This window comes from Pseudoalteromonas sp. 10-33 (genome assembly GCF_001469195.1).
Classification (GTDB): Bacteria; Pseudomonadota; Gammaproteobacteria; order Enterobacterales; family Alteromonadaceae; genus Pseudoalteromonas.
On the sequence record NZ_LOFI01000018.1, the window covers coordinates 1 to 16,084 of the forward strand.

The 16,084-nt window shown below is 39.3% G+C and carries 14 protein-coding genes and 1 pseudogene; 6 read left to right on the plus strand and 9 right to left on the minus strand.

Features of this window, described 5'->3' with window-relative positions:
• Nucleotides 1-572: pseudogene (locus ATS76_RS19425) on the minus strand (transposase); the annotation flags it as partial.
• Between the two features lie 146 nt (nt 573-718).
• Between ATS76_RS19425 and ATS76_RS19490 the strand changes: the two are divergent.
• From ATS76_RS19490 to ATS76_RS19500, 3 genes are read left to right on the plus strand one after another with little or no spacing between them, the layout of a single operon-like run.
• Nucleotides 719-850: a hypothetical protein gene (locus tag ATS76_RS19490; RefSeq protein ID WP_268795533.1), complete on the plus strand. Its 132-nt coding sequence runs from the start codon at nt 719-721 to the stop codon at nt 848-850.
• Entirely contained in the window at nt 850-1,086 is a 237-nt protein-coding gene (locus ATS76_RS19495) for a cytochrome b (RefSeq protein ID WP_058552140.1), read from the plus strand. The genes ATS76_RS19490 and ATS76_RS19495 overlap by 1 nt, the downstream gene beginning before the upstream one ends.
• A gap of 22 nt (nt 1,087-1,108) precedes the next feature.
• The gene (locus tag ATS76_RS19500; protein WP_201023505.1) at nt 1,109-1,267 is read left to right on the plus strand and encodes a cytochrome b; all 159 of its coding nucleotides are present in this window, start codon (nt 1,109-1,111) and stop codon (nt 1,265-1,267) included.
• Between the two features lie 31 nt (nt 1,268-1,298).
• Here the strand turns inward: ATS76_RS19500 and arfA are convergent, their stop codons facing one another.
• The 8 genes from arfA to ATS76_RS10735 form a co-directional block, all read right to left on the minus strand.
• On the minus strand, nt 1,299-1,499 hold the full coding sequence (gene arfA / locus ATS76_RS10700) for an alternative ribosome rescue factor ArfA (RefSeq protein ID WP_058404542.1): 201 nt from the start codon (nt 1,497-1,499) through the stop codon (nt 1,299-1,301).
• A 382-nt stretch (nt 1,500-1,881) separates the two neighbouring features.
• Nucleotides 1,882-4,422: a TonB-dependent receptor plug domain-containing protein gene (locus ATS76_RS10705; RefSeq protein ID WP_058552141.1), complete on the minus strand. Its 2,541-nt coding sequence runs from the start codon at nt 4,420-4,422 to the stop codon at nt 1,882-1,884.
• Between the two features lie 248 nt (nt 4,423-4,670).
• Complete coding sequence (locus ATS76_RS10710) at nt 4,671-5,582, minus strand: sensor histidine kinase (protein WP_058552142.1); 912 nt, start codon at nt 5,580-5,582, stop codon at nt 4,671-4,673.
• A gap of 103 nt (nt 5,583-5,685) precedes the next feature.
• Nucleotides 5,686-6,807 (minus strand): HDOD domain-containing protein, encoded by a 1,122-nt coding sequence (locus ATS76_RS10715; RefSeq protein ID WP_235590929.1) that lies wholly within the window; start codon nt 6,805-6,807, stop codon nt 5,686-5,688.
• Nucleotides 6,808-6,812: 5 nt separating this feature from the next.
• Nucleotides 6,813-8,822, minus strand: a complete 2,010-nt coding sequence (locus ATS76_RS10720; RefSeq protein ID WP_058552144.1) for an EAL domain-containing response regulator — start codon at nt 8,820-8,822, stop codon at nt 6,813-6,815.
• Nucleotides 8,823-9,108: 286 nt separating this feature from the next.
• The gene (locus tag ATS76_RS10725) at nt 9,109-10,392 is read right to left on the minus strand and encodes a PAS domain-containing sensor histidine kinase (RefSeq protein ID WP_058552145.1); all 1,284 of its coding nucleotides are present in this window, start codon (nt 10,390-10,392) and stop codon (nt 9,109-9,111) included.
• The gene (locus ATS76_RS10730; RefSeq protein WP_006793514.1) at nt 10,392-10,967 is read right to left on the minus strand and encodes a chemotaxis protein CheX; all 576 of its coding nucleotides are present in this window, start codon (nt 10,965-10,967) and stop codon (nt 10,392-10,394) included. Before ATS76_RS10730 ends, ATS76_RS10725 begins: the two co-directional genes overlap by 1 nt.
• Nucleotides 10,964-11,329: a response regulator gene (locus tag ATS76_RS10735; RefSeq protein ID WP_058552146.1), complete on the minus strand. Its 366-nt coding sequence runs from the start codon at nt 11,327-11,329 to the stop codon at nt 10,964-10,966. The genes ATS76_RS10730 and ATS76_RS10735 overlap by 4 nt, the downstream gene beginning before the upstream one ends.
• A gap of 231 nt (nt 11,330-11,560) precedes the next feature.
• Here ATS76_RS10735 and ATS76_RS10740 point away from each other — a divergent pair, with 231 nt between their 5' ends.
• The 3 genes from ATS76_RS10740 (at nt 11,561) to ATS76_RS10755 (ending at nt 15,675) form a co-directional block, all read left to right on the plus strand.
• Complete coding sequence (locus ATS76_RS10740) at nt 11,561-12,895, plus strand: HD domain-containing phosphohydrolase (protein WP_058552147.1); 1,335 nt, start codon at nt 11,561-11,563, stop codon at nt 12,893-12,895.
• A 74-nt stretch (nt 12,896-12,969) separates the two neighbouring features.
• Nucleotides 12,970-13,989, plus strand: coding sequence for a ferrochelatase (hemH, locus tag ATS76_RS10745; RefSeq protein WP_058552148.1), 1,020 nt, complete (start codon nt 12,970-12,972; stop codon nt 13,987-13,989).
• 139 nt (nt 13,990-14,128) lie between these two features.
• Nucleotides 14,129-15,675 (plus strand): IS3 family transposase gene (locus ATS76_RS10755; protein WP_152995642.1). Its coding sequence is split into 2 segments (ribosomal slippage): nt 14,129-14,588 and nt 14,588-15,675, totalling 1,548 coding nucleotides; the frame shifts between segments, so codons are not numbered across the junction.
• Nucleotides 15,676-16,084: the final 409 nt, after the last annotated feature.

A 16,084-nucleotide genomic window follows, 5' to 3' on the forward strand; every position in this document is an offset into this window, starting at 1 on the left:
GCATACCAATCCCAAGTCACGCATGATGCGGCGTACCTTAAAGATACCAATAGGTAAGCCAGCGTGGTTTAGCATCGCCACTAATGTGCGGCTACCAGCAGCTCCACGACTGAGTGAGAATAACTCACTAATCGTTGACCTAAGCTGCACCTCTTCAAGCTTAATTGATGCCACACGCTGCTTAAAATCATAATAACTAGAACGCGGAACATCAAACACGCTACAGACCATTTCTAAAGACTCATGCTCACTTAAATGGCCTATCAACGAATATTGTTCATCTCGTCTGACATTAAGAGAGCGGTAGCCTTTTTTAAAATTGTTTTTTCTCTTTCAAGTCGATTAATTCTAGCTTCAAGCTCCTGAATTTTAAGCTGTTCAGGAGTAAGAGCTTTAGAGTTTGGTGTTGTGCCACCACGCTCATCTTGTAATTGTTTAACCCAGCGACGAAGAGCTGTTTCACCGACTTCTAGTGAGCGAGCAGCTTCAGGGAATGAGTATCCTTCATCAAGGACTAATTTTGCTGAATCAAGTTTAAACTCTTGAGAAAAAGAGCGACGTTGTTTTGTCATAGAACACCTCAGCTTGAGTGGTAATAATACCACCTAAATTGGTGTCCGGTTTCATTGAATCACAACAAACTGCATTAATGTAGCTTGTTCAACTGTATAACTACATATTCAAAACTTTTTAAGTATTAACGTTAGGAATAGACTGTATGAAACTTATAAAAGATACACCTCTCACGCTGAGCAAAACCACAATCAGCCTACATTGGATTGTAGCGGTGCTTATTATTGGGTTATTAGGCTCAGGGCTGCACATGGAAAACTTTAAAGCGTTTTTCTAATGAGCTGGCATAAATCGTTTGGAGTATTACTCTTTGCTTTTGCTTTATTAAGAGTAACGTGGCGCATTATAAATGGCTGGCCAAAACACACTAATGCTCATCCACAGTATGAAATGATACTCGCTAAAGTTATTCACTACGTATTGATAATTAGCATGTTATTAATGCCAATTTCAGGATTAATAACCTCTGGTATGGGCGGGCATGGCATAGACTTGTTTGGGCTAGAAATTTAACCCAGAAAACCCACAAAGAAGCATGCCATTTAGCGAAAGCTGGTCAGATTTAGGTAAAACCGTTCACGGTATTACAGCAAATGCGCTTCTTATCGCGTTAGGTTTACATATTGTGGGCGCCTTAAAGCACCATATTATTGATAAAGACAACACGCTTACGCGTATGTTTGGCAAAAAGTAGGCACTTAAAAGTCTTATTTGATCGGTGCTATTTAAGCCGCGATTAAATAAGACTCTCGTCCTACGTGTTTGCTGCTGCGTTTAAACGAGCCTTTCCCTTTTTTAGCTTTTACCACTTGTGGTTTAAACACTTTAGAGGTTACTAAAGCCGCCAGCGCATTATGATTAATAACCCCACGCCCGGTGTCTACTGCGCTTTTATTTACCGATTTGTTATTCGATTTTTTAGCCATGTTATTTCCTATAGATTGAGTACTCACTAACAACAGTAAGTCCTTAAAGAAGTGGCGATTGTATGCCTAATTTTCAACCTTGCAAGTATTTTTATCATTACACAACGCTATTTTTTCATAATAAATAGGCATAAAAAAAGCGCAGTAAATAACTGCGCTTGGTAGTAACCTGAACTCTGGATAATAAACCTATCTCTAGCAGCTATTTTCAGCGCTAACAGCGTTGAATTTACTTGCAATAGGCTAACTATTGACTCGTAAATTCGCCTTGTTTTCACTGAAAACCTCTGGCTAGAGAAATAAGCTTAAATATCATCATGATAAAATTTGTTGGTATATCTCTTAACCAGAGTTCAGGTTAAATAGTTTTTAGCTCAAATAATTAAAATTCAAAGCTTACTTTTGCATAGTAAGTACGCCCGTCAAAGCCATAAGGCAATGCACGTACAGGGTATTTAAACGCACCATTGGTGATAAAGTTAAGCACTTCATCGTCACCTAACTCATTAGGTGTTTCATCAAATACGTTGTCGGCACCAACCGAAAGCGTAAACATCTCATTAATGTCATAGCTTACGTTCACATCAACCAATACAGCAGCTTCAACAGTACTTGTTGGTTTAAACGAGCCCGTTGGCGAAAGCTCACCGGGTAATGAAATGTGGTCGTTACCAAAATACTTTACATCGGTCTCGCCAAAGTAATTAAAACGAAGCGTAGAAGTATAAGCTTCACGCTCATAATCAAATGTCAGTGTTGCACGTTCACTTGGCTGCCCATCAGTAAAAAAGCTACGTTGTAAGTCATCAAAGGCAACCGCTTCTGGAATGCCCTCTTCAGCATTAACGTTATCAATTTTAGTGTCGTTCAAATTACCAGCGAAAGTAACACCTAAATTAGCGCCGTCGATTTCAGTACGGTATGAAGCAATAATATCAACACCTTGCGTAGTAGAATCAACGGAGTTTGAGAAGTAGTTGGCTTGTACTGCACCTGTTGCTTGCAGTGCAGCAAGCGCGTCTGGACTAAACGAGACGTCGTCGGCCGACAGCAAACTACCTAGTGTTATACGATCTTTAATTTCTACACGGTAAAAATCAACCGTAAGCGAAAGCTCACTACTTACATCGTAAACAAAACCCGCACTGTAGTTAGTTGAAGTTTCAAGCTTTAACGTATCTACACCTAATGCACTTGGGAATGCCGTACCAGTGTTGGCAGTAAATGACTGGGTTAACGAACCGTCAGAACCTAGGTTCGTTGTAAACGCAGTATAACCACTTTGTTGTAATGAAGGCGCTCTGAAGCCAGTTGATACCGCACCACGAACAGCAAAGTCATCATTAAACTCATAACGCGTTGCTAGTTTACCTATTAAATCGTCACCCGCATCTGAAAAGTCTTCAAAGCGCAGTGCACCACTGACATTCCATGCATCTGTGATCATTGTTTCTACATCGACAAATACGGCATAACTATTACGATCGCTTTCGTTTGCCGCTTCTGGGCGAAGGCCGTTGTAAGCCTGAAAACCACACTGCGCAAATTGGTTTTCATCATTAACTGAAGGGTATGAAGTGTCACTATTAGCTAAGCCACAGGCATACGACGCTTGGCTGCCCGGGACTATTTCGTAGTTTTCTTTTCGGTACTCAGCGCCAATAGTTACGTATAATGGTTCACTGCGACCAATATCTACAATACCGTTAAAATCAGCATTAAATGTAGTTTGATCAAATCTAAATCCACCTGAATAACCACCGGTTGGGCCTGCATTGGCTGCAATATCAGCATCGCTTGCATCAGGGTTATTAAATAAGTACTCAGCTGCGTATGACGCATTTAAGGTATTACGCGAGGTAAAGTCGTATTGGTTTTCACCATATACAGCCGACACATCGTAAGTCCAATCTGGGTTTATGTCCCCTTTAAACCCTATTGCAAATGAAAGGTCTTGTGCTTCATTGTATATACGCGGTAAAAAACCATCACTGTACACTTGAGTCACGTTTTTAGACGCTTCATTAAAGTTACGATAAAAACCATTACCCAACGCGCTACGTTCTGAGTAACCACCAAACGAGTATAGTTCGCTATCGCCAACAGGCAGTACCATATTATAAAACAGCGATGTGAATTCGCTATCCGCGTTACCTTGTCCCCAACGAACATCCTCTGAAAGCGTTCCAGGTGCTACATTTAATGAACCACCCGTATCACGCTCTGCACGGTTAGTGCCGTCGGCATCTCGATACTCCAGTGATAAATTAATAAAACCGCCTTCATTACCTAACTCAAAACCACGGTTTAAGCCTGCAGTAACCGTATCGCCATCGCCTTCGCTTGTGCCGCCATACTGAACAAAGCCCGTTGTTACACCTGTTGAATTATTAAGTGATAAATTGATTACACCCGCTATTGCATCAGAGCCATATTTTGCCGCTGCGCCATCGCGAAGTACTTCAACACCTTTAAGCGCGGTTAACGGGATTGCGTTCATATCGGTACCCGCAGCACCTGCACCAACCGTCCCATTCAGGCCAAAAATAGATTGATTATGACGGCGCTTGCCGTTAACCAATACAAGTGTTTGATCGGGTTGTAAACCACGTAAGGTCGCGGGTCTAAATAAATCAGAACCATCAGAGACCTGCGTACGCGAAAAATTAAATGAAGGGGCTGTTGCTTGTAAGCTTTGGCCAAGCTCAGTATAACCGCCTTTATTTAAATCATCCGAGTCTATTAAATCTATTGGTGAAGATGACTCGGTTGATGTGCGATTTGAGACTCGCGAACCTAAAACAGATATTTGCTCAATATTTTTGACAGCTTGAACGGGAGCTTCTTGTGCATTTACAACGCTTGGTGCGCATACTGCAAACGCAACTGACGCTGCAAGTGTATTTAAACGATATGTTGACATAGTGACGACCCTGTTTATGTGTGTTCTTATAATTTATATAGCGATTGTGTATCGCCAATGAGGAACATCCTAGCAACATATACAAGCAAAAAGAAATGAAAAAATTTAAATTTATGACCTAAGTATGCAAATTAAATTCAACTAAAGAAAAAACAACCTCAAAACGATTAAAATTAAAGCAAATAAAGAATTAAAATTATAAAACAAATAATTAACACCTTATTCACAAAGAGTATTTGTATGCAAAGTTATGCTTTTAAGGGAAATAAGCATGAAATGGATGTACCTGTCTCTAAAATACTATTAACGTGCACCTTTCCTGCGTGTTCTTGCATAATTGATTGCACAAGCGTGAGCCCCATACCAGTATTTTTACCCACCTCTTTAGTTGTGAAAAAAGGATCAAACATCTGCTCTTGAACCTGGTTTGACATACCACAGCCATTATCTTTTATTTCAACACAAATATAATTATCTTTTTCAAAAATGCTCACATCAACAATGCACCCTTTAGTGTCGTTATGCTCGCACGCATCTCTGGCATTAAGGAGTAGATTAACAAATAGCTGATTGGTTGATGCTAAATTGCAATATATCGGGGAGGTATTTTCAAAGTGAGTATTAACTGCACATAATTTAAGCTGGCTTTCGAGTAAACGCAGTATGTTGTTAGCAACATCAGCCATGTTAACAAGTTGCATTGCGTGGTGCTCATTAGAGTCCATAAAGTTTAGCAAGTTTTGAACACAATAATTAACCTGCTTTAGGGTGCTGGCACTTTCTTTTATTCTTGGTGACAAATCATTACTGATCCAAGCAAATGGGTGTTGTAAATTAAGCAAATCAAGCTCGTGTTTAAACTGGCTTTCTTTTAGCTCACCGTTTAAGTATTGCTCACTTATATTTAATACTGAGGTGATAATTGGACTCGAATAATTAAAGCTATCAACAGTACCAATAGCTTTCAGTAAAGGCGTGTTTATTTCTGAAGCTGCATCAACGCTCAAAGTACCTAAAGTCGCCATTTTAGTACTCTGCACTAACATTTTTTTATAACGCGCTAGTTCGGCTTCTTTTTCGCTGATTTGCTTTTCGAGCTGTTTACGTTTTGCTTGCTCGTCTAAAAGTGCACTTTCTAAATTACTTTCTACTTCATTCATGCCAGAATCCCTATAGCTATTGCTTTAATATTTAGTTCGCAAACTCTAAACACGCAACCTAAGTAGCTTTATTAATGTAAACAAAAGTAATGACCGCTTTGATTTATTCCCAATCAAAAGTGCCAATTGCTTCATAAATTGATGAGTCAACATCATGGTGTTGGCAAAAAGTAATCAAAGCTTCGTTCGACTCTTTATAAAAAAGCTTTTGCTGAACAATAAACAATACATTACCTAACTTGTCATCAGGCGCTTTTAGCTCGCTAGAGTTTATAATTAATGAACACACTTGAGAGCTATAACCCCAAAGTTTCATCACATAAGCAGAAATGTGTAAATAAGAAATGCAGTGTTCAGGTAACGGTTCTTCTGCACTTAAATCACTTTTCTCTTCCCCTTCAAGCTTTATTAATTTGCCAACAAAACTTAACAGTGCAACAGAAAAAAGCAGCGCCTGTTCTTTTTGGCTCATTTTTATATGTTGTGCAAATTTTTTAACACAGCTCGCGTAATGTGTAGCTTGAGATAAATGTTGTTCATGCTCACTAGCAGATAAACATGATTGGCTGTTTTGAGCTATTAATAACGATGCACTAATTGATAATAATATAGTTGTTCCAAGGCGAGACACCGCTTCTTCAATTGAACTCGTTTCACGCGTAAACCCTAAATAAGCCGAGTTAGCAAGTTGTAGTAATTTAGCCACAATAATTGGCTCTTTAGCTACCACTTCAGCAACGTTAGCCAAGTCGTAATCGCCACTGTTTATTAGGTTGTTAAGCTCTTTAAGTAGTAAAGGGTAAACAGGAAAACTAGGCATTGAGCCTAACTTGCGTCTCATCGTATCTGAAAATGGCAACGCCTTTAAATCGGCAACATTTTCAAATAACAAGATTAAATTATCTTTATTAAATGGCTTTGCCAGGTACATGTGCACAACGTTACTTTGCCGCATTTTTGAAGTTAACGATGAATCGCCTGTTAGCAGCGCCCTAACCGGGTACGGGTTTTCAGTCAAGCAGCGCTCTAACACATCAAGCCCGTTAATATGCGGCATTAAATAATCGCTTATGACTAAATCAATGGTTTTATTTTCTTTAAGGACTGCCCAAAACTCATTTAATTCAGTAACCGTAATTACGTCTGCAACAGGGTAAATTCGATTAATTGTTCTTTGTAGAGCCTTTAAAATAAAACGCTCGTCGTCAAATAAAACGATGGTCATTGTGTTCATTGAGTATCGCACTTATTTTTAATCGTTAAATAGCGACAAAACTCATCAGCATGCAAAGGTTTAGAAAAATAAAAACCTTGAATATAATCACAGCCCAGCTTTTCAACTAACTTACATTCGTGCACGGTTTCAACACCTTCTGCAATTACTTTAAGGTTTAAATCATGCGACATGCGCACAATGTTTCTGATCATGCTTTGCATTTCAAGTGATGAGTCCAAACCACTAATAAGCTCTTTATCTAATTTAATCGCATCAATAGATAACTTAGAAAGATACGCAAGCGATGAATAACCAATGCCAAAATCGTCAATTTGCACTTCAAAACCCAAGTCGCGTAGCCTTGTTATTTGCAGTTGGCATTCGTGTAAGTCATCCATTAAATACGTCTCTGTAAGCTCGAACTGAATACTTGATGCACTCAGGCCATTTTCTTTTAGGCGCGCTAGCATAAAGTCTATCCATTCAGGGTCTTCTTTAATTTGCCGAGCAGAAAGGTTTATAGCGAGTTTACCTACTTCAACTTTTTGCTCTTGCCAAGTTTTAAGCTGCTTAAAACTTTGAGAAATGACAAATCGGCTAATAGCAATAATTTGGCCATCGCATTCTGAAATAGGTATAAATAAACCAGGAGACACCCACCCATACTTTGTTGGTTCGTACCAACGAATAAGCACTTCGGCGCCACTGACTTTATTTGTTGTTAAATCTATTTTAGGCTGAAAACATAAACTAAATTCTTCGTTATCAATTGCTTTAAAAAGTAACCGGCTTAACTCAAAGTTTTTTCGGTAGTCATTCACAAGCTCTGCATCAAAGCGGGTAAAAAATCGTTGCTGTTTTTTAGCCAAGTAGTTCATATTCAAACTAAGGTGATTAACTAACTCTTTGCCCGTTAAAACATCGTCTGGAAAAATGCCGTACACACCATAAAGCTCTAAACTCATTCCTTTGTAACGTTGGGGGATAGCCTCTGTAAATAAGGTCATTGTTTTATTAAGTGCGGCAAGTAATGTGGCATCGTTACTTGCGTGAGGCACAGATAGCATAAACTGGTTAGAGTGCTTTTGACACATTCTTACCTTTTCACCAAAGGTATTGTGCAGTACTTTTGCAAGCAAATGTGTAAACTCGTAAGCGCTTTGGTAATCTAATAAATCGGCTATAAGTTCAAATTTAGCAATACCGATAAAAATAACCGTGTAACTGGTATTTTCACTTTCATAGTCAATTAGCTGTTGATAAAAAGCGGGCTCTTTAATAAGAAACTCACCAAAGCTTTCTATTAAAAATTTGTTACTCGATTTACTCGGGTTAACCGACAACTTCAGTAACTGACAAAAATCATCAGACCAATATCGCTCCAAAATAAACTCGTATTCTTTTTCGCTCTCGGGACATTTACGAGCAATAAATAGCATGTCGGTTTTGTTATTTAAAAAAGCTGTTAAGTCAGTTTTGTTTTGCTGTGAATCTATACTGGTTATGTAATCTTCAACATAGCTGTATAGGCTCGGAAAAAGAGACTGGGCGGGGGCATTAAAGCGAGTTATTTTACCTTGCTCATTTATTTCAATAAGTGCCGTTACGCTTCCAAGGAGTAGTTGATCACGCTCGTGCTGTGCAATGCGTTTGCAATACAGCCTTTGTGCTTGTTTTATTGTGTCAACCAGCTCGTTTTCGTCCCATGGCTTTTGTAAAAACTTAATCGCCAGCCCTTGATTAAGAAGCTCAACAACCGAATTAAAGTCTGCATGACCACTAAGCACTATGTTTATTATATCTGGCCAATGTTTTTTGGTTTCTCTGAGTAAGTCGGCTCCTGTCATTTTAGGCATTCTGTAATCGGTAATAATCACCGACACATCATGCACTTTTAAGTAAGCCAATGCTTCTTGGCCACTAGCGGCTACCGCTACTTTTTTAAAGCCGGCACGCTTTAGCACGCGCTTTAAAGACCGTAATACATTTTCTTCATCATCAACCAAAAGGATACTAGGTTCCACTATTGGCTCCCATTGTTATTTAATTCTAAATAAAGATTAAAACGGCTAATACGACAGCGCATAATGCACCTATCGTCATTTAAATTGTTATGGATATAACTTACATGTTTTAGTTCATAGCCCCATTGCAAAAATAGCACCTGCTATTTACTACTCAAAAAAATCCTAAAAAACCAAACAGCGCAACAAAAAGCAATACAACTAGAAATAGACTAACTTATATTAATAAATAACTACAATACGTATAAGGTGTTAATGTACACGGCTAAAATTGCCATTAAATAGATTAATTTAAAGGCGCTTTAAAGGTGTTAAACACAAACGTAAAGCAAGTGCCTTCGCCCTCTTTGCTCAACACATCTATACCTGCCTCATGCTCTTCAATAATTGTATACACCTCAGACAAACCTAACCCCGTTCCTTGTCCAACTTCTTTAGTTGTAAAAAACGGATCAAAAATGCGTTCCAAGTCAGACTCAGCAATACCTGCACCAGTATCTTTAATTATTAATGTTATTTTGTCGCCATTTTTCTTGCAGCCAATGGTAAGCGTTCCTCCAGTGTCTATAGCTTGCAACGAATTTAAAATCACATTAAATAATAGCTGCCTTATTTTGCCAGCTTTACCTTTTATAAATATCGGCTCATGAGGTAAGTCTTTTTCAACCTGCACTTTATATTTGAGCTCATTTTTAAGCACAACTAGCGTAGATTCAATTTCGGCGCATAGGTCTACCTCTGCCCAGTCTTCCTCATCATTTAGTGCAAAATCTCGTAAACTATTCACAATTTTTTTAACTCGCTCAGCGCCATTTAGCGACTCATCTAGTAACTCTGGTAAATCTTCTAAAATAAAGTCAACACCGTGACGTTCGTATACATCCTCGAGTAATTTTATAAATCTTTCTTCTGCTTGTTTTTCAATGATTTTTTTCTGTGTTTGTGTCGTTTTTATTAGCTTTAACGCATAATCCTTGAGTGTTTCAAGGTTTGAGCTCACAAACCCTATGGGATTATTTATTTCGTGTGCAACCCCTGCAGCTAATTGACCTATAGACGCCATTTTTTCTGATTGCAGCATTTGCTTTTGCGCTACTTTTAGCTCTTGATGCAGAACTTTTAATTGTTGATGCTCTTCTTCAAGTACATTTTTTAAGTCAGATTGCTGAATAAAATAACTGGCTTCTGCAGTCACATCGGTCACAAAAATGCTGACATGCGTCACCTCTGCATTATCGTTCGAAAGCGGCATAAACTGCACATTTTGGTACATTTGCGACTCGTCTCCTGTAATAGGGCGACTACTGCGCATAGGAAATACATGAGGGCGTTGTTGCCAGTAACTAAAGCTTGGATTTTTTAAAATAAATACACTGTCAATTTTACGTTTTAAAAAACGCGCTTGCTCTTCAAATACGGTTAATAAATGCTGACCAACTAGGTCGGGCTGGCGAATAGTTAAACCACCTAAAAATGTAGGATTAGCGAATGTGATGGTCATATCTTGGTTTATAATGCATGCACCAATAGGAAGCTGCTCAATGACGCGCTCAAACTCACTTTTCTCCATTAATCCTCCAATAAAGCTTTTATGGGTATTAACAGTTGTTCAATTGAGCCTTCGCTTAAGCCAATGAGTATGCGCGCATCAAATTGCATTTGCTCAATAAAAAATTCGACTTCTATAATTAAAATAGACGACCACTCATTACTGTGAGCAGATTGCACCGGATAATAAAACGCAGGCATATTTAATTGCGTTGATAACTCAAGCTGACTGGTAAAGCCTTGTAAGCAAGCAGCAGATAAAATATTGGTAATTTCTAAAACAAGTTCTTCTGTTGCGGCTTCATCAAGCGGTAAGTCAAAATCCATTACTTCAGCCAACGCATTGCAACCGTCTTTATGCATACTCATTATCACTTCACCACGAATAGTGCCCGTGAACGACTGTCGTGCAAACCAGTTATTTGAAAGACTATTAATCATTCCCTGAAAATCTTCAGGAGACATTGCTTGAATAGCAGGAATAGACAAAGACACTTTGGTTTGAATAAGTCGAGCAAGCGCATCGGCCGCTTGCCCCATAGAAATGTTCATTATTTCTTGAAGCGCATCGCGCTCGTCTTCGTTTATTTCAATCATAACAAACCAACATCCAGCAAGGTTTCGCGTAATTGATCAGCCTTTAAAGGCTTTTGCAAAAACCTAAAAGCGCCCATAGAGCTAACTAGCGCCTGTGCTGCGGGTTGAATATCAGCACTAATTACTATCACTATGGTTTTTTGGTGTTCTTGCTGCAGCTCTTTTAATACTTCAAAACCATCCATTTGTGGCATTTGTAAGTCTAAAAAAAGTACCTCTGCTAACCCAGCATGCACAGCTTCTAAGGCCTCAACGCCATTTTTAGCCTCATGAATAGTTATGTCCCAATCTTCAGGGAGTGCGCGTTTAATTGTTTTTCTTGAAAGTGCTGAGTCATCAGCTATCGTAACCGGTATTGGCATACAGTCCTCGCTATACAATATTAGTACGTAACCCTCTGTTTTAGAGTAGAAGTAATTAGTAATTTCTGCAAAAAATTAGCCTTTCATGCTGAGTTTTTGTTATTTTTTAAAGGCCCTAAATTCACGCATTAGTAAAATACATCACAATTATTAAAATCTATCAATTCAGTTGTTTATACGCTCAGGTTAGACTAAATTTAACTGTATATCAGAATTGGCTGGCTTTATTTAATGCAAAATACCTCTGAACTAGAAGAATTTAACAATCGACCTGCGCACATTTTATGCCTAGATGACGAAGCTAGTGTTTTAAAGTCACTTGTACGATTGTTGCGCATGAACAAATTTAATGTGGTTGTATCGACAGACGGGCACGACGCGCTTCAAAAAATGTCAGCCACACAGTTTGACGTGGTTATAAGTGATATGCGTATGCCAAAAATGAGCGGCGCAGAATTTTTAGCAAAGGCAAAAAAGCTAGCCCCTGATACTCAACGTATTTTGCTAACGGGCTATTCTGATCTAGAGTCAACGGTCAGTGCAGTAAACGATGGGGGGATTAACGCCTATATTCAAAAGCCTTGGCAAAACGATCACTTAATCAGCGTTATAAAATCAGCCGTAGAAAAGTTTCGCTTAAAAAAGCACAACGAACTACTTCAAGCCCATGTCAAAAAACAAAATGCGCAGTTAACCGAACTGAATCAGTCGTTAGAACTCAGAGTAGAAAAACGCACAAAACAAATAAAACAAGTTCTCAGGCAGCTTGAAAAAGCCAATGAGCGAGAAAAAAACGAGCATAAGTCTACCGTAGAGCTACTCTATAATTTTATTAACGCTAACCCCTATCTCGACGGTAATAAAGCGCAAAACATTGCCAATACCTGTACTCATATAGCCTTGTATTTAAATGCATCACAAAAAAGTATCGAACTTGCGCCAACTGCGGGTTACTTAGCACAAATAGGATTGCTAGCTATGGACCCCGATCTTTATAAAAAACCAGTGAATAAACTAACCGAAGCACAACGAAAAACCTTTTACACACACCCAAGCACCGCGCAACTAATGCTTATGCCTGCACTGCATTTACACGATGTATCTGATGCTATTTACTATCAATATGAGCGCTATAACGGCAACGGGTTACCAAAAGGGCTTTCGGGTAACGAAATACCCATTGGCGCCATGGTATTAAGCGTTGCACGTGATTATTGGGAAGCTTATGAGCAAAGTGTGGGCGACAACGAGGCCGAACACCACCAGCACGCACTCGACACTATAAAACTTTACAGCGGTACATTTTATCACCCTAAAATTGTGCGAGCACTTGAAGCCAGCCACAACAAGATGAAAGAGAAGAAAAGCACAGCGGGTTCGGTCACTATTTGTAATGCTCAAGAGCTTAAAGAAAATATGGTATTGGGGAACTCGATACAAAGTCACACTGGCATTATGTTATTACCTAAAGGCCACGTTTTTAGCCGTAAATCAATTGAAAAGCTACAACAGCTTGAAGCAAAAAAACCAACCCCCTTTAGAATTATGATTAAAAGCGCTAAATGATTGATCTAAAGCAGGCTTTTTTTCGTTACAATAAGCCTAAAATATACATATAACTTTGCTTGAAGGAGCACAACGTGTCGCGATTTTCTGCCGTAACCGACAATCCCCACGACGGGCGTTTTAATCAAAAAACGGGAATACTACTTACTAACTTAGGGAGCCCAGATGCTCCAACGGCCGCGGCACTTCGTATTTACTTACGCGAGTTTTTGTCTGACCCACGTATAGTCGAAATACCGCGCCTTGTATGGATGATAATACTACATGGCATCATTTTACGAGTACGTCCAAAACGCTCAGCAAAGCTATACAAAAGCATTTGGACTGAAAATGGGTCGCCCCTTACGCACATTACGCGCCAGCAAAACGAAAAGCTCAACACATTGTTAAAGCAAAAAGGCTACACAAACACCGAAGTTGTTATGGCTATGCGTTATGGCAATCCTTCAATAGAAGCAGGCCTTGAAGAGCTAAGAGACAAAGGCCTTACGCGCATTATTATCATGCCAATGTACCCACAATATTCAAGCCCAACAACGGGCTCTACATTTGACGCCGTATCAAGCGTATTACGCAAATGGCGCTGGGTTCCTGAGCTTCATTTTATAAATGGCTATCATAAAAACACCACGTATATTGAGTCATTGGCTAACAGCATAAGTGAAGACCTAGCAGCCAATGGCATGCCGCAAAAAATAGTGTTTTCATACCATGGTATGCCAAAGCTATTTTTAGACAATGGCGATCCGTACCATTGCCTGTGTTTACAAACAACACGACTTGTTGTTGAAAAACTTGGCCTTGATAAAGATAACGTTATTAGCACCTTTCAAAGCCGATTTGGTAAAGCTGAATGGTTAAAGCCTTACACCGATGCTACGCTTGAAAGCCTGCCAGCTGAAGGAATTAAAGACGTTGCAATTATAAGCCCAGCGTTCAGCGCCGACTGCCTCGAAACTCTTGAAGAGTTAGAAGGTGAAAACCGTGAGATTTTTGAAGAAGCCGGCGGCGAAAAATACCGATACATCCCTGCTTTAAACGACAGAGACGACCACATTGAAGCCATATTTGATGTGTTAAAACCGATGTTGTAGTCAACTCAATATAATAAACAAGGCGTTAATATTAACGCCTTTTTTTACGCCTATTATTCCAAAGAGGTTAAGAGACACTGTGCTTTTCCCTCTGTGTCAGGATAGTTGTCGCCTCTAACTTTTAAAAGAGGCAGATAAAATGAGACGTCGATTTACACAAGAATTTAAAGTTCAAGCTGTTGAAAAAGCATTATCTCAATGTGATGATGTTCGTCTAGAAGATATTGCAGATGATTTAGGCGTCGGCTATTCAACACTACAACGGTGGATTGCACTTGCTAAAAACCATGAACTTGAAACTAAAAATAACGGTAATCACATGACAACAGAAAAACGCCCTCATGACTGGAGCTTAGAAGACAGACTCAACGCCATTATTGAATGTGCGAGTTTAGATGAAACAGCGCTTAATGAATATTGTCGTGCCAAAGGACTTTACCCGCATCATATTCAACAATGGAAGCAAGACTTTGCTAAAGGGCCAGCAACGAAGCCTGTAAAATCAGACAGCAAGCAGCTCAAACAAGAAATTAAGCAGCTTCAAAAAGAGCTTAATCGTAAAGACAAAGCATTAGCAGAAACAGCCGCTTTACTTGTACTCAAAAAAAAAGCAGATGCGCTTTGGGGTTTCAACGAGGACGATTAACCAGCTCAACTGAACGTCATGAATTGATAAAGTTCATTACAGACGCGCAGAAATCAGGAGCAAGGCAAGCAAAAGCATGTGAGTTACTTGGTCTATCGGCAAGAACAATCCAGCGCTGGGTTGAAGCTGAAGATATGATAGATAAGCGAACAAGTACGATAAAACGACCACCTAATAGGCTAACTGAATTAGAGCAACAGCGTATAATTAAGACAATTAATTCAATAGAGTACGGACATTTACCACCTTGCAAGATAGTCCCTAAACTATTGGATAAAGGTGTGTGGATAGCATCAGAAAGCTCGTTTTATCGTGTTATGAAATCACATAAATTAGTAACGCACAGAGAAAAAGTGAAACCAAATAAAAAGATAAAGAAGCCAAAAGCGTTCAAGGCAACACGTGCAAACGAAATTTATACATGGGATATCACGTATTTGCCGACAGCCGTTAAAGGTCAGTTTTTATACTTATATTTAGTGATGGATATTTATAGTCGAAAAATAGTTGGTTGGCAGGTGAATGACACACAACTAAGCACACTGGCGGCTGATTTAATGGTCGATATTTGCAGGCGAGAGCAAGTAAAACCTGAGCAAGTCACATTGCATTCGGATAATGGCAGCCCAATGAAAGGGGTAACGTTATTAGCGACATTGCAGAAGTTAGGGATTGTGCCTTCATTTAGCCGCCCATCTGTGAGTAACGATAATCCGTATTCTGAGTCATTATTTAAAACATTAAAGTATCGCCCAGAATATCCAGAAAAAGCCTTCGCAGACATCGCGAGCGCAAGGAACTGGGTTAACGGATTTGTAGATTGGTACAACGGTGAACATTTACATAGCGGTATTAAGTTTGTCACGCCAAATCAACGTCATTTAGGTTTAGATAAGGCGATCCTAGCGAAGCGCCATCGGGTTAATGAAATAGCGAAATTACATAATCCAAGTCGTTGGTCAGGAAAGTCTAGAGATTGGACGATGATCAAGGAAGTAAATTTGAATCCAGAGAAAAAAGAAGAAGTGCGGGCGGCATAAAATTTAACTTGATGCGACAACTAACTTGAAAAACACCGGTAGCGCAAAGCGCCTCGGTGCACTCTGTGGTGGTAAAAGATCACTTAACCCTGTCACTTTGGCTGCTCATTTACTACTCATTCACTTCTCTTTGTGCATTAAAGATCGAAAAGCCCATCATTTACAATACCATGGCTTAATTTACCTGTAGACGCGCAGCTTGCTGGCGTTTAAAAGCAACGCTTTAAAGGGTTATAAAGTAATTTACTCACCACCGAGAAGTGAAGGAGAAGACCAGGAGAAGTGACCAAACCAATATTTTTAAACTCTGTGTAGCGCAAAGCGCCTCGGTGTACTCTGTGGTGATAAAAGATCACTTTTGTCACTTTGGTTGCTCATTTACTACTCATTCACTTCTCTTTGTGCATTA